This window comes from Amycolatopsis saalfeldensis (genome assembly GCF_900110575.1).
GTDB classification, from domain to species: Bacteria; Actinomycetota; Actinomycetes; order Mycobacteriales; family Pseudonocardiaceae; genus Amycolatopsis; species Amycolatopsis saalfeldensis.
Genome location: NZ_FOEF01000048.1, coordinates 1 through 20,385, shown reverse-complemented (window position 1 = coordinate 20,385; position 20,385 = coordinate 1). Strand labels below are relative to the sequence as shown.

The window sequence follows — 20,385 nt, the reverse complement described above, 5'->3', positions numbered from 1 at the left end:
GTCAGGCGGCGAGTTTTTTGAGTTCCTTGGCGGCGGCGGCGGGGTCGGGGGCGTTGTAGATACCGCCACCGACCACCGCGACACTCGCCCCGGCGTCCCGCACCGCCCCGATCGTCGCGGCCTTCACCCCACCCGCGATCGAGAACGCCACCCCCGCCTCCCGGCCATCCGCCAGCAACCGGTCAATGCTGTACCCCGGCCGGGCCTGCTCATCCAGACCCGCATGAATCTCCACGAACGACACCCCCAGCTTCGCCACCTCCCGCATCCGCGCCACCCGCCCCTCGGTCACCGCGATCATGTCCGCCACCACCTCCTTCCCATACTTCCGCCCCGCCGCCACCGCACCCCGCACCGTGTCGTCATCCGCCACCCCCATCACCGTCACCACATCCGCCCCCGCCTCAAACGCCAACCCCGCCTCCAACTCCCCCGCATCCGCCGTCTTCAAATCCACAAACACCACCTTGTCCGGATGCGCCGCCTTCACCGCCGACACCGCACCCATCCCCGCCGCCTTCACCAACGGCGTCCCCAACTCCAAAATATCCACAAACTCCGCCACCCGACGCGCCAACCCCAACGCCGAACCCAAATCCACAACATCCAACGCCACCTGCAACCGCATGACAAAACTCCTTCGAGACTCGGCGACAAAACCCCATCCACCATCGCCTCCCCGGCCCGCGCGCGGCAACACTTCGCCACATGCGCAAACACAATCCCCCGATACGCACAACGAATACCCGTTCACGGCCGCGCCGAATTACGATCGGTCCCGTGTCGAATCAGCCGTTGATCGCCCCGTCCATCCTGTCCGCCGATTTCGCGCGGCTGGCCGACGAAGTGGCGGCCGTGAAAGGGCAGCCGGGCCGGGGAGCGGACTGGCTGCACGTGGACGTCATGGACGCGCATTTCGTGCCGAATCTGACCCTGGGCCTTCCGGTGGTGCGGTCGCTGCTGGCGACCACGGACATCCCGCTGGACTGCCACCTGATGATCGAGAACCCGGACCGCTGGGCGATCGGGTACGCGGAAGCGGGTTCGTACAACGTCACGGTGCACGTCGAGGCCGCCGGCGATCCGGTCATGCTCGCGAAGAACCTGCACGCCGCGGGAGCGAAGGCCGGACTGGCGATCAAGCCGGACACGCCGCTGGATCCGTACGTCGACGTGCTCAAGCACTACGACACGTTGCTGGTGATGTCGGTGGAACCCGGTTTCGGCGGCCAGAAGTTCCTCGCCGGGGTCCTGGACAAGGTGCGCGCGGCCCGGTCGATGGTCGACACCGGCCATCTCAACCTGGTGGTGGAGATCGACGGTGGCATCAACGCCGAGACGATCGAACAGGCAGCCGAGGCCGGCGTCGACTGTTTCGTGGCCGGCTCGGCCGTCTACGCGGCCGACGACCCGGCGCGGGCCGTGGAGGGGCTGCGCCGGCAGGTGGAAGCCCTGTCCGCGCACCACGAACGCTGACCGCGAGCCAACGGCTCCGCGGCGTCGAAAGCCGGCGCGGGCCGCTCAGATGCCGAGCAGCCGCCGCAGCTCGGGAGCCTGCCGCCGCGAAACGGGAATCGAATCGTGGGAACGCGGGTCCATGATCAGGAACAGCTCGCCCTTGATGCCGCGTTCCAGCTCGGCCACCCGGCGCAGGTTCACCAGGAAGCGCCGGTGCACCCGACTGAACCCGCACGACACCAGCGACCGCTCGATGTTGTCCAGCCCGCGGGTCGCGGCTTGGATCCGTCCGCGTTCGGTGTTCAGCCACACGATGTTCCGGTCGGCCTCGGCGTAGCGGATCTCGGACGGGGCGAGCAGCACCAGCCGGTCGTTGCGAAGCCCGACGATGCGCCGCGGCAGCGGGCCCACGGCGGCCTCCGCATGCTCCTCGTACGGCTCGCCTTCCTGCACGCCGAACAGGCACAGCATGCCCACCACGTGGTTCGAGTCGACGACGGGACGCAGCGTCACCGGGGTGGCGTCCTCCCCCGGGCTCACCGGCAGGCACGCGTAGCCGCTCCACCGGGCCGGCCCCTGCGCCCGCTCCTTGGCCCACCGCACCACCTCCGGAAGGCCGGAGATGTCCGGAGTCCACCGCTTCGCCGGTTCTGTCGCGCCCACCGCGATGGAGCTCTCCGGCGTCAGGCCGAGCAGGGACACGGCCTCGTCGTTCGCCGCGATCACGTTCCCGCCCCGGTCCATCGCCATGAAGGGCTCGGCGACCTGCCCGCACTTCCGGTTGAACTCGGAGATGACCTTGTCGGCTTCGTAGATGGCGCGCCGGTAGATTTCCTGCTCGACACAGGCGGCCGCCTGCGACAGCCACGCCGGCACGAGTTCGGACAGCGCCGCGTTCCACCGCGAAATGTTGATCGAGGCGACCGGCGATCCGGTCACCACGTCGCGCACCGAAATACCCGCGCAAGACCACCGGTGGAACGCTTCGCACCAGTGCTCCGGCCCGGTCACGGTGACCGGCCCGGACACCTCGAGCGAGGTGCCCATCCCGTTCGTGCCGGTGCACTCCTCCGACCAGGACGACCACGGGGCGAGGTTGTGCAGCTCGGCCCGCCGCTGCGCGCTGGGATCGCCCCACGCGCCGAGGACGCGCCCGTCACCGTCCGCGACGGTGACCACGGCGCCGTCGCGCTCCACTTCCTGGCCGGCCAGCGCTCCGAGACCACCGAGCGTGGTGAAGATGACACCATTGTCGAGCCGCTGGACGTCGTTGCCCCGGGCCCCCGGCGCGACGTCGAGCGTCCGGTCCACCTCGTAGCGATCCCGGCACCGGTACCACGACGCCAGGATCTCCGGCCGGATGCCCATTTCGATGTCCTCGCCCGCGGCGAAGCTCTCCCAGGCACGAGCTACTTCTTTCGCGGACGAGGCGGCTTCCCGGGAGCCTTTCGCAGCGACGCCGCGGCTGCCGGGCTCACTCGGTGCGATCGCCAACGGCGGCACGCTCAGTGTCATCGCGACCTCCTCGTCGCCTTGGGCACCCGGGTTTCGCAGGACTGCCGGGCGGTAAACACCGACTACAACGTAACCCCGAGCAGCTCGACATTACAAGACAGGTCCGCATCGTCCGGTTACCAAGTTGTAGAACAACAAGATCGACTCACCCGGCGCCCGAAAACCGCGCCATTCCCACTGGGCGGGCAAATCCGCACGGCTCGTGGCCGAGTGCCTGACTGTTTTCCTTGCCACGTCGGCCAGGTCGAACCGGGCGACGCGTGCACAGCAGATTAAGCCATGCCGGCGCGGCCGGGGCCGGTCCGCCGCTGGTGCGCGGATGGCCGCCGGTCGTCCGCGCTTCGCGACCGTTCGTCCGGCGTTCGCCCGCAGTCATCCCGCCCGGCTTGCCGTCGCGTGGACCGGGAGTTTAGCTTGCCACGGCGGCCAAACGACCCCGGCTGCCTCCGTTCGGGGTCGGCACAAAGACCAAAGGCGGTCTCAGATGGCGGAAGCACGCCGGCTCGACGCGGCATCGCGCGGCCGTGGCGAAGCGACGGTGCACCAGGCCTGGGAACGGTTCGTGCGGGGCGAAGACGACCTGCGCGGCGTGCGGCCCGAGGTCGCGATTTCCTGGCAGCGATGCCGGGACCAGTTCCGGGTCGACCCCCATCTCACCGAAGCCCCGGTCGCCGTCGCCGAGGTCTGCCACGCGCTGGAGCACGACGTCGTCATCGCCGAGCTCGGCTTCCGCGCCGCCTCGCTGGCGCACGAGGTCAACACCCACGGCGGCATCGTGACCATCACCGACGCCAGCGGCCGGGTCCTGGCCCAATGGGGCGACCAGGCGACCAGCAACGTCGCGTCCGCGGCCAATCTGGCGCCGTGGTTCTGCTGGTCCGAGGGCGCCACCGGGACGAACGGCATGGGTACCGCGCTGTTGTCCTACGCCCCGGTGGTGATCCGCGGCGCCGAGCACTGGTGCGAGGCCTTCCACGACTGGAACTGCGCCGGTGTCGCGATCCGGGACGTCGTGACCAGGGAATCGGTCGCGGTGCTCAACATTTCGTGCTGGCGCAGCGATCTTCCCGGCGCCGCGGGGGCTTGGCTCAGCAACGCGGCCACGATGACGCAGCGCATCCTGCGACGGCGCGCCAAGGGCGACGGCACCGAGCTGATGGCCGCGTTCAACCAGGCCAGGTCGCGCTCGAGCGCCGCGCTCGCGGCCGTGGACCCCTCGGGCCGGGTGGTGCTCGCCGACGACACCGCGAGCGTGCTGCTGGGCATCCCGGGCTCCACGCCGGCGCCCGATCCCGCGGTGCGCTGGAAGCCGGAACTGCCGGAATTCATCCAGGCCGCGGTGTACGCCGCGAAGCAGGCGACGAGCAATCACGACTGGCTCGGTTCGACGCAGATCTTCACCCGGCTCGCCAACGAACCGATGCCGATCAGCTTCCGGCCGGTGTTCCTGTCCGGGCACCTGCTCGGCAACCTGGTCACCTTCGGCCTGGCCGAAGGGGTTCCGCTGCCCCGCCCGGGAGAGGACAGCCCGCTGCGCACCCCGCCGCACCGGATGGTCGCGACGCGCGAGAACCGGATGATCCTGCTGCGGCTGCCGGAAGTCTCGTTCGCGCAGTCGGACGGCAACGACGTGTGGCTCACGACCGACCAGGGCCGGCTGCGCTCCGCCTCACCCGGGCTCGACAAGCTCGAAACCGAGCTCGGCGACGCCGGCTTCCTGCGGGTGCACCGCCAGTACGTGGTCAACCTCAGCCGCATCCGCGAGGTCGAGCGCCGGTTCAAGGGCGAGCTGCTGCTGGTCATGGACGACAAGGCGCAGACCATGGTGCCGGTGTCCCGGCGGAACACCCCGGCGGTGCGCCGGGCGCTGGCGATCTGACCGCTCCGCCGGGGTCGGGCCGGGCCGGGTCAGCCCCGGTACCGGTGCACCTCGCACACGCAGTACATCAGCCGGCAGCTGCAACACGCGGGCTTGCCGGCGCACACGATGCACGGCCCGCACTGCACCGGCTCGGTGTGCCGGGCGCGCTCGTCCGGCCCGTAGTCCTCCCCGCAGTGCCAGCAGGACTGCCGCTCGACTCGCGGCTCCGGCTGCTGCGTCGGCAACTGGTCCATCAGATCACCTTGTGTTTCTGTCGTTGCTTCTCCCGAAAACAGCCCGCCCGGCGCTCGAATCGTCGGGGCGACTCGAGCACCGGGCGGGCAGGAAGCGGAAACCGCCAGGAACCTACCTGGGGTCTCGCGCCGGCACCGCTTCTCCTGTCACAGCGAGAACGTGATCAGTGCGGCCCCGTGGCCCTGGCCGGACATGCCGGGGATGATGCCCTCCAGCCAGCCACCCCAGCCGACCGGCACCGAGATGTACTGCTTGCCGTCGAGGGACCAGGTGGACGGGCTGCTGTGGTGACCGCTGCCGCACTGGAAGCTCCAGAGCTTCTCGCCGGTCTCGGCGTGCAGCGCCATGAACTCGCCCGTGGGGGTGCCGGCGAACACCACGTTGCCCGCGGTGCTCAGGGTCGAAGCGGCCATCGGCATGTCGAGGCGGTAGCGCCACTTCTCTTCACCGTGGGAGTCGAACGCGCTGACCGACCCGGCCATGTTGTCGACGTCGACCTCGACGGCCGCGCCCCAGTAGGGCATGCCCTCCTTGAACTCGCGACGGCGCCGGGTGGCGGTGGCGCCCACGTCGGCGACCGGAACGTAGAACAGGTCGTGGTTCGGGTTGTACGACGCGTGCGTCCATTCCTTCGCACCGGCCGGGCCGGGGAAGAAGTGGCAGGGCTCGCCTTCCTTGTCCGGGTACTTGCGCGGCAGGAACTTGCCGTCGCGGGAGATGGTCCCCCAGTCGATCCGGTCCACGAACGGCGTCACGTGCTGCAGCTCGCCGTTGGTGCGGTCGATGACGAACATGTACCCGTTCTTGTCGAAGTGGGCCAGCAGCTTCTTGCCGTCCCGCTCGAACAGGGTCATCTCCATCGTGGAGTCGTAGTCCCACAGGTCGTGCGGCGTGAACTGGTAGTGCCACTTGATCTCGCCCGTGTCGACGTCCAGCGCGACCACGCTGTCGGTGTAGAGGTTGTCCCCTTCCCGGACCTCGCCGTCGAAGTCGGGCGCCGGGTTGCCGGTGCCCGCGTAGTACAGGTTCAGCTCCGGGTCGAAGGTGCCGGTGACCCAGTGGTTCGCACCGCCGCGCTGCCAGGCCTCCCCGTCGGCGGGCCAGGTCTCGGAGCCGGGTTCGCCCGGCTTCGGCACGGTGTAGGTGCGCCAGCGCTGCTCGCCGGTCTCGAGGTCCCAGCAGTCGATGTGGCCGCGGACGCCGTACTCGCCGCCGGCGGAACCGGTGATGAGCGTGTCCTTGATGACCAGCGGAGCGATCGAAGCGCTTTCGCCCGCGCGCACGTCGCCGATGGTCTTCTGCCAGACCTTCTGCCCGGTGGTGGCGTCGAGCGCCACCAGCTGGGCGTTCTGGGTCACCATGTAGACCTTGCCGTTGGCCACCGCGCAGCCGCGGTTGACGTTGGCACAGCACAGGGTCACGTCGACCGGGACCGCGTGCTTGTAGCGCCACAGCTGCTGGCCGGTCCGCGCGTCGAGCGCCCAGAGCCAGCCGTCCCAGCCGGTCACGAACATCACGCCGTCGACGACCAGCGGGCAGGCCTCGAACGCGTAGGTCGACGTGGAGGCGATGACGCCGGTCGCGCTCGCCTGGTGGATCCAGGCAACCTTCAGGTTCTTGACGTTGTCGGCGTTGATCTGGTCGAGCAGGCTGTGCCGCTTGCCGTCGTAGTCGCCGTAGTAGGTGATCCAGTTCTGCGATTCGCTGCGCGCCTGGAGGATGCGCTCGTAGTTGACACCGCGCGTCACGTCCGGCGCGCTGTGCGGCATATTGGAAAGCTTGGCGTGGTCGAAGGCCTCGCCGGCATCGACGTATTCGATGGTCATGGTTGTTCCTCCCTGGCTACGGCCGCGGCTGGGCGGGCCGGTCGAGTTTGGCTTCCGGCGGCACCTCGCCGCTCACGACGATGGCGCCGGTCAGACCGCGGCCCTCGTCGTTGCCGGCGGGCGAGCCGTACCAGTAGCAGCCGGGGCCGTCCAGTTCGAGCGTCGCCCGGCCCTTCGAGTGGTTCAGCAGGCCGATGAACTGCCGGTCGCCGTTGCTGGGCAGCAGGCAGGCGTGGGTGTTCTTGTCGTCGTTGATGATCGTCAGCTCGACGATGCCGCCATGCGGCAGGATCAGGATCCCCGGCTCCCACTGCATCGCGTCCTCCGGAATCCGGATGGTCGCTTCCATCACGCCGTCGGCGCGCTCGGTCGCCTTGCCGATCGAGCCGGTGCCGAGCACGGCACCGATGGTCGCCTTGTTCTGTCCGCTGAGCTCCGAAAGGAGATCTTCTCGATCCTCGGTAGTCGTCATCGGACGTCACCTCCTCTGCGCATGTGAACCTTCTGACAGATTTCCCGAAACACGCGCCGCGGCCGCATCGGACACGGCGCGTCGATTACAGGGATCGAGCTCGACGATTCCTGATCCTGTAACGAATTTCGACGCTACTCCCGGACGGCCCATTCCGATATCGGTTACCACCGGGCGGCCGGTGGTGACCGTTCCCCCGGCCGTAGCTACCGTTCGTGTGCCCCGCGCCACAGTAGTACTGTCCACAATAGACGTACGAACCACCGTCGCCGCGCTCGTCCGCCGGCACATCAGCGCAGGTCGAATCGGTCGAGTTCCATGACCTTCACCCAGGCGGACACGAAGTCCCGCACGAACTTCCCGCCGGCGTCCCCGCTCGCGTAGACCTCCGCGATCGCCCGCAGCTCGGGGCTCGCGCCGAAGACGAGGTCGACGCGGCTCGCGGTCCACCTGACCTCGCCGGTCCCCCGGTCACGGCCTTCGTATCCCGTGGTCCAGACGTTTCCGCCCGGCCGCGGCACCCATTCGGTCCCCATGTCCAGCAAGGCGGTGAAGAAGTCGTTCGTCAGCGAACCCGGCGTGGCGGTCAGAACGCCCGCCCTGGAGCCTCCGTGGTTCGCCCCGAGCACTCGCAGACCGCCGATCAGCACGGTCAGCTCCGGCGCGGACAACGTGAGCAGGTCCGCCCGGTCGATCAGCACATGCTCGGGCGGCAGCCGGAGACCGCCGCCCAGGTAGTTCCGGAAGCCGTCCGCGGCGGGCTCGAGAGCGCCGAACGACTCGACGTCGGTCCATTCCTGGGTGGCGTCCGTGCGCCCGGGCCGGAACGGGACGCCGACCGGGTGGCCGCCCGCGGCGGCCGCCTGTTCCACCGCGGCACAGCCGCCGAGCACGATCACGTCGGCCAGCGAGATCCGCTTGCCGTCGTGCCGGGCCGCGCCGAATCGCCGCTGAATCGCTTCCAGCACAGGAAGAACCGCGTCCAGCTGGGCGGGTTCGTTGACCGCCCAGCCACGCTGCGGTTCGAGCCGGATCCGCGCCCCGTTGGCCCCGCCGCGTTTGTCACTGTCGCGATAGGTCGAAGCGGACGCCCACGCCGTGGAGACGAGCTGGGCGACGGTCAGGCCCGACCCGAGGATTTCACTTTTGAGGGCAGCGATGTCGCCGGCGTCCACCAGTTCGTGGTCCACCTCCGGCACCGGGTCCTGCCAGATCATCCGTTCCGCGGGGACGAGCGGGCCCAGGTAGCGCCCGACCGGGCCCAGGTCGATGTGCGTCAGCTTGAACCAGGCCCGCGCGAACGCGTCCTCGAACTGGTCCGGGTGCTCCAGGAACCGCCGCGAGATCGGCTCGTAGATCCGGTCCTGCTGCAGCGAAAGATCGGTGGTGAGCATGACCGGGTGGTGCGTCGCGGTGGGGTCGAACGGGTCCGGCACGGTGCCTTCGCCCTGTCCGTCGCCCGGAATCCACTGCCACAGGCCCGCCGGGCTGAGCTCGACGTCCCACTCGTACTGGAACAGGGTCTCGAAGAAGGTGTGGTCCCAGGTGACCGGCGTGCGGGTCCACATCCCCTCCAGCCCGCTGGTCACCGCGTCCGGGCCGGACCCGCCGATCCAGCCGAGTCCCTGCGCCGTCAAGGGCGCCGCTTCGGGTTCGCGGCCGCCGGTCACGTTCGGATCCGCCGGGCCGTGCGTCTTGCCGAAGGTGTGGCCGCCGGCGATGAGCGCCACGGTCTCCTCGTCGGTCAGGCCCATCCGGCGGAAGGTCTGGCGGATGTCGCGGCCCGCGAGCACCGGGTCGGGATTGGTGGCCGGGCCCTGCGGGTCGACGTAGATCAGCCCCATTTCGGCCGCCGCCAGCGGCTGCCGCAGTTCGTGCAGGCCGTGGTGGCGTTCGTCGGCCAGCCACTTGCGTTCCGGGCCCCAGTACGTCTCGTCGGGCTCCCACACGTCCACTCGGCCGCCGCCGAACCCGAAAGTCTTGAAGCCCATGGACTCCAGCGCGCGGTTGCCCGCGAAGACCATCAGGTCCGCCCAGGAGATCCTGCGGCCGTGCTTGCGCTTCACCGGCCACAGCAGCCGGCGTGCCTTGTCCAGATTCCGGTTGTCCGGCCAGCTGTTCAACGGGGCGAAGCGTTGCATTCCGGTGCCGGCGCCGCCTCGGCCGTCGCTGACGCGGTAGGTTCCCGCGGCATGCCAGGCCATGCGCAGCACCAGCGGTCCGTAGTGGCCGAAGTCGGCCGGCCACCATTCCTGCGAGGTCGTCAGCACCTCGTCGACGTCGCGCGCGAGTTCGTCGAGATCGAGGGTCGCGAATTCTTCGGCGTAGTCGAAGCCCGGGCCCATCGGATCGCCCGCGGGGTGGTTCCGGTGCAGCACCCGCACATCGACCCGGCCCGGCCACCAGTCGTCGGGTTTCCCGCTCGCCACCGGAGGATTCCGCCGACCGGCCGCCTTCGCCTCGGACAGGACCTTGTCGTAGGTGCGGTAGACGTGGGTGTCGGGATTCTCGGGCATCGCGCTCCTCCCGCCGTTCAGTCGAAGGCGAGCGGCAGCAGGATCGCCGCCCCGACGAGCGCGATCCCGCTGAACAGATCCGCCCGGATCCGCACGACCTTGGCCGCCATCCGCCCGACGAACAGCCCGGCCAGCGACATGACCACGGTCATCGCGCCGAACGTGAGCATCGGGAACACCAAAGAGAAACCGGCGACGCCCAGGCCGGCGCCGGCGATGAAGTTGTCAACGGACAGCGAAAGCGGCATGCCGAAGAGCGTCGCCCACGGATGGTCCAGGTCTTCGGTCTCCGGCTCGGGATTCCGGATCGCCGAGACGATGAAGTACAGGCCGTACAACCCCAGCGCGGCCACGCCGATGTATTCGCCCCAGCCGCCGATGAACTCGCCGAGGTAGCGGCCGGCGAACCCGCCCACCAGCGGTCCCAGCGCGTCCCACACCCCGAACACCAGGGCCACCTGCACCGCGCGGCGCCAGCCGAAGGGAATGGTGCCGATCGCGATCGACGAGCGGAAATTGTCGAGACTGAGCCCGAACGCCAGCGCCACCAACGGAAGAAATTCGAGATTCACGTGCACCGCCTACTCAGAAAGCCTCTTCGCGAGCGAACGCGCGTTCAGCGAACGGCGCGAGGTCCCGGGGCCCGGGACCTCGCGCCGACGCGGACGCGGCCTCGTCGCGGACTTCAGAAATTTGCCGCTACTACGGGAAAACGGCCGGTGCGGCCGGGCTGTCAGCGCCGGTAGAAGTAGCCGGTGGCCTCAGCACACACCTCGATGACCGTGTACTCCGGGGTTTCCCACATGATGTCACTCTCCTTCTGCTGGCTGCACCCGACGACCCGGGCGGACACCGGACAAGTGATCCGCGCAATTTCGAGGACAACGTCACGAAATCCCACGGTCATGAAACAGCTTCTTCGACTTAACAGAGCGGCAGCAACCGACTGGGCACCAGCGGCGGGCAACCAGTGCTGAACGGCGCCCTGCCGCGCACGAGCGGGAAGGGCGCGGCGACCGGCGGCGCGAAGCACGCTGACGTGCGCAGCGTCGCCCAGGACACGGCGAGTCGTGGCACCGAGGGGCGCACCGCGAGCCGCCCGCGACCTCGTCCGGCCTATAACGCATTTCAATGCCCACCGGACGGACGTTTCCCCGTATATCCGCGAAGGCGACATTAGACTCGCCGTCGTGCGAATCTACCTTGGCTCTGATCATGCCGGACTCGAACTCAAGGCCCACCTCGCCGAGCGGCTTTCCCGCCTCGGCCACGAAGTGACCGACGTCGGCCCGATCCGCTACGACGCCGGCGACGACTATCCGCCGTACTGCATCGAGACGGCACGGCGCGTCGTCGCCGACGCGGGCAGCCTCGGCATCGTCATCGGCGGTTCCGGCAACGGGGAGCAGATCGCCGCGAACACGGTGCCCGGGGCCCGCGCCGCGCTGGCCTGGAATGTGGAGACCGCCGTGCTCGCGCGCCGGCACAACAACGCCCTGCTGGCCGGCATCGGCGCCCGGATGCACACAGCCGAAGAGGCCGAGCGCATCGTGGACGCGTTCCTCGCCGCCGAATTCGAAGGCGGGCGGCACCAGCGCCGGATCGACCTGCTGTCGGAGTACGAACGCACCGGCGAACCGCCCGCCCTGCCCGGAGATTGACCCGCGGCAGCACCCGGATCACGGCGTGGGTCGTTCCGGACCGGCGACGCCGAGCCGCTTTTCGATCCGTTCCCACAGCGGCGCGTCGTCGGAGATGGTCCGGCCGCCGTCTCGGGCCGCCCACGCCGTGGTGACGACGGACTGGAGCGATCCGCCGTTGTCGCCGACACTCGGCAGGCGGGGAACGTCGTCGGGCCCGAGCTCAACGAGACCCGAGGCGTAGTCCAGCCGCAGCGCGGGTGCGAGCAGCCCGCTCAAGTCGGCAGCGACGTACGTCGGCCGCGCTCCGCGCTCGGCGAACGCCAGATCGCGGAGCCGGGAAGACCCGCTCAGCACGAAGAGCGAGTCGAGGCCCGCGGAGTTGGCGCCTTCGATGTCGGTGCCCAGCAGGTCCCCGCACACCAGCGTGTCCGGCGGTGCGGTGCCGAGCCGGGCGCGGGCCAGGTCGAACAGGGCCGGCTTCGGCTTGCCGACCACGTGCGGGGAGGCGCTGGTCGTGGTCTGCACCAGCGCGACCAGCGCGCCGTTGCCCGGCGCTTTCCCATACGGCGTGGGAAGCGTGCGGTCGACGTTCGTGGCCACCCAGGCGGCGCCGGCCTCCACCAGGTAGCCGACCGCCGCCAGCTCGCGCCAGGTGATATCGTACCCCAGCCCCTGCACGACCGCCTCGACCGGGGCGCCCTCCAGGTCCGCGACCCGGACCGGCGTCAGCCCGGCTTCGGCCAGCGCGTGGACGACTCCCGGCCCGCCGACCGCGCAGACGCGCGCTCGGGGAGCCAGCCGCCGTGCCAGATAGGCCGCGGCGGCCTGGGAGCTGTTGACCACCGACCAGCCGGCCCCGGCGATCCCCAGCTCACGCAGGTGGCCGGCGACGTCCGCGGGTGCCCGGGACGCGTTGTTGGTCGCGAAGACGACCGGCACGCCGCGCTCCGTCACCTGGTTCAAGGTCTCGACCGCGTGCGGAACCGCGGTCGCACCGCGGTACACGACGCCGTCGAGGTCGCAGATCAGCCCGCGGTAGCGGGCGAGAAGAGGTTCGGCACGGCCGGCCGAGGCGGCGATCTCAGCCATGCCCGGACTGCCTGGCGGACCGGTGTTCGGATCGGACCGTCCGCACCGTCACCGGGTTCGAGCACAGCACGATGGACTGGGCGATGGCACGCCCCGCGCCGTCGTTCCGGATCCCGCGCAGCAGCTCGCTGCTGGTCACCCCGGTGGCACAGAACAGCACGCGCTCCCCGCGCACCAGGTCTTCGGTGCGGAGGACCTCGCCGGTTCCGTGCTCTCGCGCGTCTTTGGGCACCAGCCTGGCCTGCATCGATCCGCCGAGGCAGGCCAGCGCGGCCGCGGCGATGACCCCCTCCGCCGCGTTCCCGGTGCCCAGCAGCAGGTCCACCTGACGCTCGGCACGGGCGGTGGCGACGGCTCCCGCGATTTCGCCGCCCTCCAGCAAGTGGACCCGCGCGCCGGCATCCCGGATTTCGCGCGCGAGCGACCCGTGCCGGGGCCGGTTGAGCACCGCGACGACGACATCGGACACCCGAACGCCCTTGGCCGCGGCGAGCATCCGCAAGTTCTCCGCGACCGGGCGGGTGATGTCGACGACGTCGGCGAAACCAGGGCCGACAACCAGTTTCTCCAGGTCGAGTTCCGGCGACGGGTCGAGCATCGCCCCACGCTCCGCCACCGCGATCGCGGTCAGCGCGCACGGTACGTCCCGCGACTCCGAAAGCGCGCCGTCTCCGACGCTGATCCCGAGGTCGCACTCCGGCCCGTCGCCGTCGCCGGCCTCCGCGCCGTGGAACAGCGCGGGCGTTTCTCCGCGCGCGCCCGCGCCGAGCACGACAGCGCCGCGCATCGGCACCGACCGCAGGCCGGTGTGCGTCGCGTCGACGGCGGCGAGTCTGGCGCTCTCGCCGCTGTGCCCGGCCCATCGCCCGGCCGCCAGCGCGGCGGCCTCGGTGACCGGCACGAGTTCGAGGGCGAGGGCGTCGTCGAGTCCCCTGTTCCCGGCGAACGTCCCTTCCCTCGTCATGGGGTGGCCGGGAACCTCGGAGGTTCCCCGTTCCTGAGCTCTCATCGACATCAATCCCTGTGCACGAGCGACGGCGGGTGAAGTGCTCCGACGCTCGAAGCGCCGGGAAAAGGCCGGCTCGGCCGGTGCCGCGTCCGCGGGCATCGGCCGAGCGTTCTCCTGGGCCACTCAGCGGGCGGCGGCGTTCGCCACGGCCCGGTCGGAAAGCGCCTTCTGGGCGGCTTCCCGCTTGCCGTTGTCGCCTCGCCAGGTCTCCAGCGCCGGGCCGACCAGCGCCCGTCCGAACGAGTAGGTGAGCTCCCACGGGAGCGGGTCGAGCTGCTGCATCGCCGCGAGGTGCTCGGTCGCCTTTTCCGGGCTCTGCCCGCCGGACAGGAAGGCGATGCCCGGCACGAACGTCGGCACCGTCGCCCGCAGCGCGTCCACTGTGGCCTCGGCGACCTCTTCGACCGACGGCTGTTGTGGGCACTTCTTCCCGGCGACCACCATGTTGGGCTTGAGGACCATGCCGTCGAGCTGCACCTGCATCAGGTTGAGCTCGTCGAACAGCGACCGCAGCACCGACGTCGTGACCTGCTTGCACCGCGCCAGCGAATGCGATCCGTCCATCAGCACTTCGGGCTCGACGATCGGCACGATGCCGCCTTCCTGGCACAGGCCGGCATACCGCGCCAGCGCGTGCACATTGGCCCGCACCGCGCGGTCCGACGGCAGGCCGTCGCCGATCGTGATCGTCGCGCGCCACTTGGCGAACGTCGCCCCGAGCGCCGCGTAGTTCCGCACGCGGTCGCGCAGCCCGTCGAGCCCCTCGGTGACGTTCTCGCCTGGTGCGCCCGCCAGCGGCTTCGCCCCGGTGTCGACCTTGATCCCGGCGAGGATGCCCAGCTCGGCGAGGAAGGCCGGGAAGGTCTGCCCGTTGGACAGCTTCTGGTGGAACGTCTCGTCCGCGAGGATGATGCCGCTGACCGATTCCGCGAGCTTCGGGGTCGTGACGATCAGCTCCCGGTACACGCGCCGGTTTTCCTCGGTCGCCTTGACGCCCACCCCTTCCAGCCGGGAAGACATCGTCCCGATGCTCTCGTCGGCGGCGAGGATGCCGCGCCGTTCGGAGACCATGATGCGAGCGATCTTGTTAAGAGTGGACATCGACTGTTATTCCTCCTGTGCTCGTGAATTTCGGGCCAAGCTCGTCGCCTGGCATCGGACTGCCTTTCGACGCCGCGATATCGACCAGTTCGCGCGCATGCCCGGGCAGCCCCCGGCGTTCGCTCCACGCCGCGTAAATGGGCTTCGCCGGCATCTCCTGATCGACTGGCACCAGCCGCAGCCGGCCTTCCGCGATTTCGGACCGGACGGTGGAGATGTTCAGCACGGTCACCCGCTGGCCCGTGGCGACCACCTGCTTGACCGCCGCGCTGGAAGGGAATTCGACGTAGCTTCGCGATGCGCGCGCCGAACCCAGCAGCTCGTCCGTGAACTCCCGGAGCCCGGATCCCCGCTCGCGCAGCACCAGCTGAGCCGACGCCAGCTCCTGCACCGTGACCGGGCCGCGGCGCCGCGCCCACGGGTGCAGCGCGCCGACGACCACGGCCAGCCGGTCGTCGCAGATGTACTGGGTGACCAAGTCCTCGCGAAACTGTTTCGGCACTTGGCTTCCGGCCTGGCCCCAGCCGTCGACGAACGCGAGGTCGACGCGGTCGGCCCGGATCAGCTGGCGCAGCTCGTCGACGCCGCCGGTCTGCACCTCCACCCGCACCTCGCCGAACGAGAACCCGGAGCGGTTCAGCCATTCCGGGATCAGGTGCTCGGCCACGCCCGGGCTGCCCGCGAGCCGCAGCCGCTCGGCGCCGGCGGACTGGGATCCGGACCCGAACTCCAGCAGCTCCCGCGCCGCGTGCATCACGTTGCGGGCGTACTTCGCGAGCATTTCCCCTTCCTCGGTCAGCTTCGAACCCGTGGGTGACCGCTCCAGCAGCCGAAGCCCGAGGCGGCGTTCCATGGCACTGATCCGGATGCTGGCCGCCGGCTGGGAAAGACTGTGCGCTTGCGCCGCCTTCCCCACGCTGCCGTAGCGTTCGACCGACAGCAGCAGATCAAGATCGGCGAGCTGAGGCATTTTTGATGGAAGAACCACGATTTCCCCTCTCGCTCCGGAATCCGTCGTACTGTGCGGTCAGCACACTCGCGGTGCGCCATGAGCGTGCCCTGGCCTGTCCGCCCGGTCAATCCGCGGGAAACGAACGTGCGCCCTGCCGACATGAACGGTGTGCAGCACGTCACCTGCGGGGTCGACGGCCGTCCGGCGCTGAAGCCCGCAGCACAAAGCCTTACCGGACAACGAGCTTCGACCCCTTCATGACGAGGACGGCACCGCTCGTCACCGAATCAAGGCCATTTGTTCCATTTCGGTAGCCCCGCTTTCACCGATTCAAAGATGCTTCGCGTCGAAGCGCTCGCGAGAATCGCCGAACAGGAGGAAATACCGTGAAGTGGGAATCACCGGAGTACACGGTCGTCGAGGTTTGCGCTGAAGTCACGGGTTACTTCTACCGGGGCTGACAGCGACCACAGCCGGCGCAAGGCCCCAGTCTGCCACTGCAACTGGGGCCCTGCGCCTTCCATCGACCGGTCCGGTTCGCTTGGTCCCGGATGACCTTCAGTGCCCCCGCGTCGTCACCGTGTGGCGCCGGTAAACCAGTTCCGCCGCCTCGGCCTTGTCCTGGTTGGCACGGACCAGCGCGTCCTGCACCAGGTGGTGGTCCGGCGAATGCATGCACACCGGATCGGTTCGTGCCGCGTCGCCGGTCAGTGCGAACGCCTGGCAGCGGCAGCCGCCGAAATCGATTTCCTTGCGCGGGCAGCTCTGGCACGGGTCCGGCATCCAGTCCGTTCCCCGGAATGCCTGGAACGCCTCGGATTTCGTCCAGATCCACGCCAGATCGTGGTCCCGCACCGAGGAGAAGGCCATCGTCGTGATCTCCGCCGCCACCGGGCACGGGTACACGGTGCCGTCCGGCGCGACGGTCAGCGCGTTCTGCGCCCAGCCGCCCATGCACGGCTTCGGGTACGGCTCGTAGTAGTCCGGCAGGATCCAGAGGAGTTCCATGCGCTCCCCCAGCTCCTGCTTCCGGCGTTCGTAGACGGCCACCGCGTCGTCCAGCTGGGCCTTGCCCGGCATCAGCAGGTCGCGGTTGCGCAACGCCCAGCCGTAGTACTGGCTGTTGGCGAGCTCCAGCCGCTCGGCGCCCCACGCCACGCAGACGTCGATGATCGCGTCCAGCCGGTCCAGATTCAGCCGGTGCAGCACCACGTTCATGTTCAGCGGCAGACCGGCGTCGCGGATGATGCGCGCGGCGGCTTCCTTCTTGTCGAACCGCTTGCTCGCGGCGACCAGGTCCGTCGACTCGGCGGCGTCGCCCTGGATGCTCAGCTGGGCGCTGTTGAGCCCCGCGGCGACCAGCGCTTCCGCCCGGCTCTTCGTCAGGCCGAGGCCGCTGGTGATCAGGTTCGTGTACAGGCCCAGGCGGCGGCATTCGGCGACCAGTGTCTCCAGGTCGCCGCGCACCAACGGTTCGCCACCGGACAAGTGCACCTGCACGACGCCGAGCCCGGCGGCCTCGCGGATCACCCGGAGCCAGTCCTCGGTGCCGAGCTCGTCCTGCCGGTCGAGCAACGCCAACGGGTTCGAGCAGTACACGCAGTGCAGCGGGCACCGGTGCGTCACTTCGGCCAGCAGGCCGTACGGTTGCGGCATCCCGTTCACGCGACCACCACCCAGCCTCGTCCCCGCGCGTCCTCGAGGAACTTCATCACGTCGCTCGCCAGATCGTCGGCCTCGAAGTCGTGCTCCAGCTGGTCGACCACCTGGCGCACCGTCCGGCTGCCGTCGCACAGTCCCAGGATCGCCGCTCCGGACTTGTTCAGCAGCACCACTCGTTCCGGCAGCAGGAGCAGTTCCACGTCCCGCACGTTGTCGTGCTTCAGCATCGCCTTCGTCGCCAGCTTCGGGACGGCGGTCAGTTCGGGCGCGTCCATCACGAACTCTTGCGGTAGGCGAGTTCCACGGCGTCCAGCAGGCTCCAGAGCACGTCGCACTTGAACTCCAGCGCCCGGGCGCACGCGTCCTGCTGCTGCTTGGTCCCGGCGTTTTCGATCACCAGCTCGAGCAGGTGCGCGATGTCCTTGGGCTGCTGGACGAGCCGCGCCCGGAAGTACTCCAGCCCGGCCGGCGCGATCCACGGGTAGTGCTTCTCGACGTCGATGATCCGCCTGCTCAGCAGACCCGGTGCGAACAGTTCGGTCAGCGCCGAGGCCACCGCTTCCAGCCACGGCTTCTCGCGGCAGAAATCCACGTAGGCGTCCACGGCGAACCGCACGCCCGGCAGCACCGTGTCGACGTCGAACAATTCTTCGCGGCTCAAGCCGACGGCTCCGCCGAGGCGCACCCACTTTTCGATGCCGCCCTCGTCGCCGGTCCGCCCGTCGTGGTCGATGATGCGCGTGATCCACCGGCGCCGGTCGTCCCGGCCGGGGAGCTTGGTCAGGATGAACGCGTCCTTCTTCGGGAGGTTCAGCTGATAGTAGAAGCGATTCCGGACCCATCCCCGGAACTCCGCCTCGGACAGCTCCCCCGCGTGCATCCGTTCGTTGAACGGGTGCAGATGGTGGTACCGCTTTTCGCCGATCGATCGCAGGTGCGCTTCGAACTCTTCAGCAGACCTGGCGTTCATACTTCCACCTCCAAGCCGGCTCGGCCGATCTCGATGCCCGAGTCGGTGACCCAGCGCCGTTGCGCGGACTCTTCGTCGAGAATCGGGTTCGTGTTGTTGATGTGCGTGTAGATCTTCCGCTTCGCGGGCAGCCCGGCCAGCGCGCGGGCGGAACCCTCGGTCCCGCTGACCGGCATGTGCCCCATCGACCGCCCGGTCCGGCTTCCCGCGCCCGTGCTGGACATTTCGTCGTCCGTCCAGAAGGTCCCGTCCACGAAGACGCAGTCGGCCGACGCCACCTGGCGGGCGAACTTCTCGTCCCACCGGGGCAACGTCGGCGCGTACACCGCGGTCCCGCCGGTCGCCCTGTCTTCCAGGCGGTAGCCCACTTCCCACTCCCGCGACGAGGTGCGCAGTCGCGAAGTTCCCACGTAGCGGGGCGGTTTGGCGCCGGTCAGGAAGGGGGTTATGCGCAGCCGGTCGTCCAGGTCCAGCGGCTCGCCGATGCCGACCTGGGTCCAGGTGAGGTCCGCGTAGTCGCCCAGCAGCGCACGGACCGGGAACCACGAGTTCAGCGCCTCCAGCACCGGATTCGTCCCGTACACCGTCAGCGACGACCCCTCGCGCAGCATCAGCAGGCCGATGGTGTGATCGAACTCCGCGTCCGTCAGGACGACGCCGGCGACGGGTGTTTCGCGGATGCCCGGACCCGGATGCAGGGCCGGATCCGCGGCGATCTGATGGTGGACGTCCGGGGTGGCGTTGAACAGGAACCACTTCTCGCCGTCTCCGGAGACCGCGATCCCCGCGTGCGCCGTCGCGGCTTCCGGCTTGGCGCGGGCCTTGACGCACCCGTCGCAGGCACAATTCCACTGCGGATAACCGCCGCCCGCGGCGGCTCCGAGGCAGTGAATCAACATCTGTCAACGCCGGCCGCGGGAATCGGCGCCAACCCCGGCCACCGGTGAATCCGGAATTTCGCGCCTCATGGCGTCCTCCCTCACTGTCGACCGGTGACAACGGCCGCGCGCTAGCAGGCTGCGTTGCCCGCCGAGGGTTCAGCCCGTGCGATTGTCGGTATCGTCCGCTCTGAACTCGGCTATTCTGTTCGACAGCTTCTCCGCTCGCGCCGGGCGTGGCAACCGATCGGGAACGACCGGAGCCGAACCACGGACGAACGGCGGCCGCGCCGCGACGAGCGGGGCGGCGACCGCGCAGCCGCGGGACGACCGGCTTCCGGCCGCAACCCCTCGTCGGGAGCCGCGCCCACGGTAAATCACCCGACCGCGGCGGGCGGCTATTGATTATGCCTATCAGGGGATTGTATTTGCGCATGTGGCCGGGTGTTGCCGGGTGCGGTCGCCGGGGTGATGGTTGGTGGCCTGTCACGTTCGGTGCGTGGCGGTCGGGTACGGAGCACTTTTCCCTTTCTACCGTGAGGAGTTCGTCATGCGGTTGCAGGTGGCGTTGGATGTTGTGGATTTGGGTTCGGCGTTGGGGTTGGCGCGTCGGGTGGCGGAGTTTGTGGATATTTTGGAGTTGGGGACGCCGTTGGTGAAGGCGGCGGGGATGGGTGCGGTGTCGGCGGTGAAGGCGGCGCATCCGGACAAGGTGGTGTTTGTGGATTTGAAGACGGCGGATGCGGGGGAGTTGGAGGCGGGGTTGGCGTTTGAGGCGGGGGCGGATGTGGTGACGGTGATGGGGGTGGCGGATGACGACACGGTGCGGGGTGCGGTGGCGGCGGGGCGGAAGTATGGGAAGGAGGTGGTGGCGGACATGATCGCGGTGACCGAGGGGCGGGTGGCGCGGATGCGGGAGGTGGCGAAGCTGGGGGTGTCGTTCGTGGAGATTCATGCGGGTCTGGATGAGCAGGCCCGGCCGGGGTACAGCATTGACCGGTTGCTGGCGGATGGCCGGGAGGCGGGGGTGGCGTTCTCGATCGCGGGTGGGGTGAAGGCCGCGACGATCGGGGCGGTGCGGGACGCCGGGGCGAGTGTCGCGGTGGTCGGTGGCGGTATCTACAACGCCCCCGACCCCGCCGCCGCCGCCAAGGAACTCAAAAAACTCGCCGCCTGAC

The 20,385-nt window shown here is 69.3% G+C and carries 20 protein-coding genes; 4 read left to right on the top strand and 16 right to left on the bottom strand.

Translation table 11 applies throughout. The annotated features are described in order from the left end of the window. Nucleotide 1 precedes the first annotated feature (1 nt). A complete protein-coding gene (gene hxlA / locus BMY97_RS45140; RefSeq protein WP_091619808.1) occupies nucleotides 2-628 on the bottom strand; it encodes a 3-hexulose-6-phosphate synthase in 627 nt (208 codons plus the stop codon). Nucleotides 629-780: 152 nt separating this feature from the next. On the opposite strand from hxlA (BMY97_RS45140), the gene rpe reads away from it, so the two are divergent. Further along, a complete protein-coding gene (gene rpe / locus BMY97_RS45135; protein WP_091629779.1) occupies nucleotides 781-1,476 on the top strand; it encodes a ribulose-phosphate 3-epimerase in 696 nt (231 codons plus the stop codon). A 45-nt stretch (nucleotides 1,477-1,521) separates the two neighbouring features. Here rpe and BMY97_RS45130 read toward each other — a convergent pair whose 3' ends face one another. Continuing rightward, nucleotides 1,522-2,973 (bottom strand): DNA-binding protein, encoded by a 1,452-nt coding sequence (locus tag BMY97_RS45130; RefSeq protein ID WP_091629777.1) that lies wholly within the window; start codon nucleotides 2,971-2,973, stop codon nucleotides 1,522-1,524. A 484-nt stretch (nucleotides 2,974-3,457) separates the two neighbouring features. Here BMY97_RS45130 and BMY97_RS45125 point away from each other — a divergent pair, with 484 nt between their 5' ends. Beyond that, nucleotides 3,458-4,852 (top strand): DNA-binding protein, encoded by a 1,395-nt coding sequence (locus tag BMY97_RS45125; protein WP_091629776.1) that lies wholly within the window; start codon nucleotides 3,458-3,460, stop codon nucleotides 4,850-4,852. A gap of 29 nt (nucleotides 4,853-4,881) precedes the next feature. Here the strand turns inward: BMY97_RS45125 and BMY97_RS45120 are convergent, their stop codons facing one another. From BMY97_RS45120 to BMY97_RS47640, 6 genes are all read right to left on the bottom strand, one after another. Further along, on the bottom strand, nucleotides 4,882-5,088 hold the full coding sequence (locus BMY97_RS45120) for a recombination activating protein 1 (protein ID WP_091629774.1): 207 nt from the start codon (nucleotides 5,086-5,088) through the stop codon (nucleotides 4,882-4,884). A 147-nt stretch (nucleotides 5,089-5,235) separates the two neighbouring features. Further along, nucleotides 5,236-6,915 (bottom strand): PQQ-dependent dehydrogenase, methanol/ethanol family, encoded by a 1,680-nt coding sequence (locus BMY97_RS45115; RefSeq protein ID WP_091629773.1) that lies wholly within the window; start codon nucleotides 6,913-6,915, stop codon nucleotides 5,236-5,238. Nucleotides 6,916-6,931: 16 nt separating this feature from the next. Beyond that, the gene (locus BMY97_RS45110) at nucleotides 6,932-7,387 is read right to left on the bottom strand and encodes an MSMEG_3727 family PQQ-associated protein (protein ID WP_091629771.1); all 456 of its coding nucleotides are present in this window, start codon (nucleotides 7,385-7,387) and stop codon (nucleotides 6,932-6,934) included. 290 nt (nucleotides 7,388-7,677) lie between these two features. Further along, nucleotides 7,678-9,903 carry a catalase/peroxidase HPI gene (gene katG, locus BMY97_RS45105; RefSeq protein ID WP_091629770.1) on the bottom strand — a complete coding sequence of 742 codons (2,226 nt, stop codon included), beginning with the start codon at nucleotides 9,901-9,903 and terminating at the stop codon, nucleotides 7,678-7,680. Between the two features lie 17 nt (nucleotides 9,904-9,920). Continuing rightward, nucleotides 9,921-10,475: a manganese efflux pump MntP gene (locus tag BMY97_RS45100; RefSeq protein ID WP_245787822.1), complete on the bottom strand. Its 555-nt coding sequence runs from the start codon at nucleotides 10,473-10,475 to the stop codon at nucleotides 9,921-9,923. 161 nt (nucleotides 10,476-10,636) lie between these two features. Continuing rightward, on the bottom strand, nucleotides 10,637-10,810 hold the full coding sequence (locus tag BMY97_RS47640; RefSeq protein ID WP_177231867.1) for a hypothetical protein: 174 nt from the start codon (nucleotides 10,808-10,810) through the stop codon (nucleotides 10,637-10,639). 283 nt (nucleotides 10,811-11,093) lie between these two features. Between BMY97_RS47640 and BMY97_RS45095 the strand changes: the two genes are divergently transcribed. Beyond that, nucleotides 11,094-11,564, top strand: coding sequence for a ribose-5-phosphate isomerase (locus tag BMY97_RS45095; protein ID WP_091629766.1), 471 nt, complete (start codon nucleotides 11,094-11,096; stop codon nucleotides 11,562-11,564). An 18-nt stretch (nucleotides 11,565-11,582) separates the two neighbouring features. Here BMY97_RS45095 and BMY97_RS45090 read toward each other — a convergent pair whose 3' ends face one another. The 8 genes from BMY97_RS45090 to pqqB form a co-directional block, all read right to left on the bottom strand. After that, entirely contained in the window at nucleotides 11,583-12,635 is a 1,053-nt protein-coding gene (locus BMY97_RS45090; protein WP_091629764.1) for an HAD-IIA family hydrolase, read from the bottom strand. Continuing rightward, complete coding sequence (locus BMY97_RS45085) at nucleotides 12,628-13,599, bottom strand: fructose-bisphosphatase class II (protein WP_245787821.1); 972 nt, start codon at nucleotides 13,597-13,599, stop codon at nucleotides 12,628-12,630. The genes BMY97_RS45090 and BMY97_RS45085 overlap by 8 nt, the downstream gene beginning before the upstream one ends. A 168-nt stretch (nucleotides 13,600-13,767) precedes the next feature. Next, complete coding sequence (locus tag BMY97_RS45080) at nucleotides 13,768-14,745, bottom strand: class I fructose-bisphosphate aldolase (protein ID WP_091629761.1); 978 nt, start codon at nucleotides 14,743-14,745, stop codon at nucleotides 13,768-13,770. Next, nucleotides 14,732-15,715 (bottom strand): LysR family transcriptional regulator, encoded by a 984-nt coding sequence (locus tag BMY97_RS45075; protein WP_091629760.1) that lies wholly within the window; start codon nucleotides 15,713-15,715, stop codon nucleotides 14,732-14,734. Before BMY97_RS45075 ends, BMY97_RS45080 begins: the two co-directional genes overlap by 14 nt. Nucleotides 15,716-16,255: 540 nt before the next feature. Next, nucleotides 16,256-17,353, bottom strand: a complete 1,098-nt coding sequence (gene pqqE / locus BMY97_RS45070) for a pyrroloquinoline quinone biosynthesis protein PqqE (RefSeq protein WP_091629781.1) — start codon at nucleotides 17,351-17,353, stop codon at nucleotides 16,256-16,258. A gap of 5 nt (nucleotides 17,354-17,358) precedes the next feature. Beyond that, nucleotides 17,359-17,634, bottom strand: a complete 276-nt coding sequence (gene pqqD / locus BMY97_RS45065; protein WP_091629758.1) for a pyrroloquinoline quinone biosynthesis peptide chaperone PqqD — start codon at nucleotides 17,632-17,634, stop codon at nucleotides 17,359-17,361. After that, nucleotides 17,634-18,329, bottom strand: a complete 696-nt coding sequence (pqqC, locus tag BMY97_RS45060; RefSeq protein WP_091629757.1) for a pyrroloquinoline-quinone synthase PqqC — start codon at nucleotides 18,327-18,329, stop codon at nucleotides 17,634-17,636. The genes pqqD and pqqC overlap by 1 nt, the downstream gene beginning before the upstream one ends. Next, complete coding sequence (gene pqqB / locus BMY97_RS45055) at nucleotides 18,326-19,228, bottom strand: pyrroloquinoline quinone biosynthesis protein PqqB (RefSeq protein ID WP_091629755.1); 903 nt, start codon at nucleotides 19,226-19,228, stop codon at nucleotides 18,326-18,328. Before pqqB ends, pqqC begins: the two co-directional genes overlap by 4 nt. A gap of 529 nt (nucleotides 19,229-19,757) precedes the next feature. Here pqqB and hxlA (BMY97_RS45050) point away from each other — a divergent pair. Then, a complete protein-coding gene (gene hxlA / locus BMY97_RS45050) occupies nucleotides 19,758-20,384 on the top strand; it encodes a 3-hexulose-6-phosphate synthase (RefSeq protein WP_091619808.1) in 627 nt (208 codons plus the stop codon). Nucleotide 20,385 lies beyond the last annotated feature (1 nt).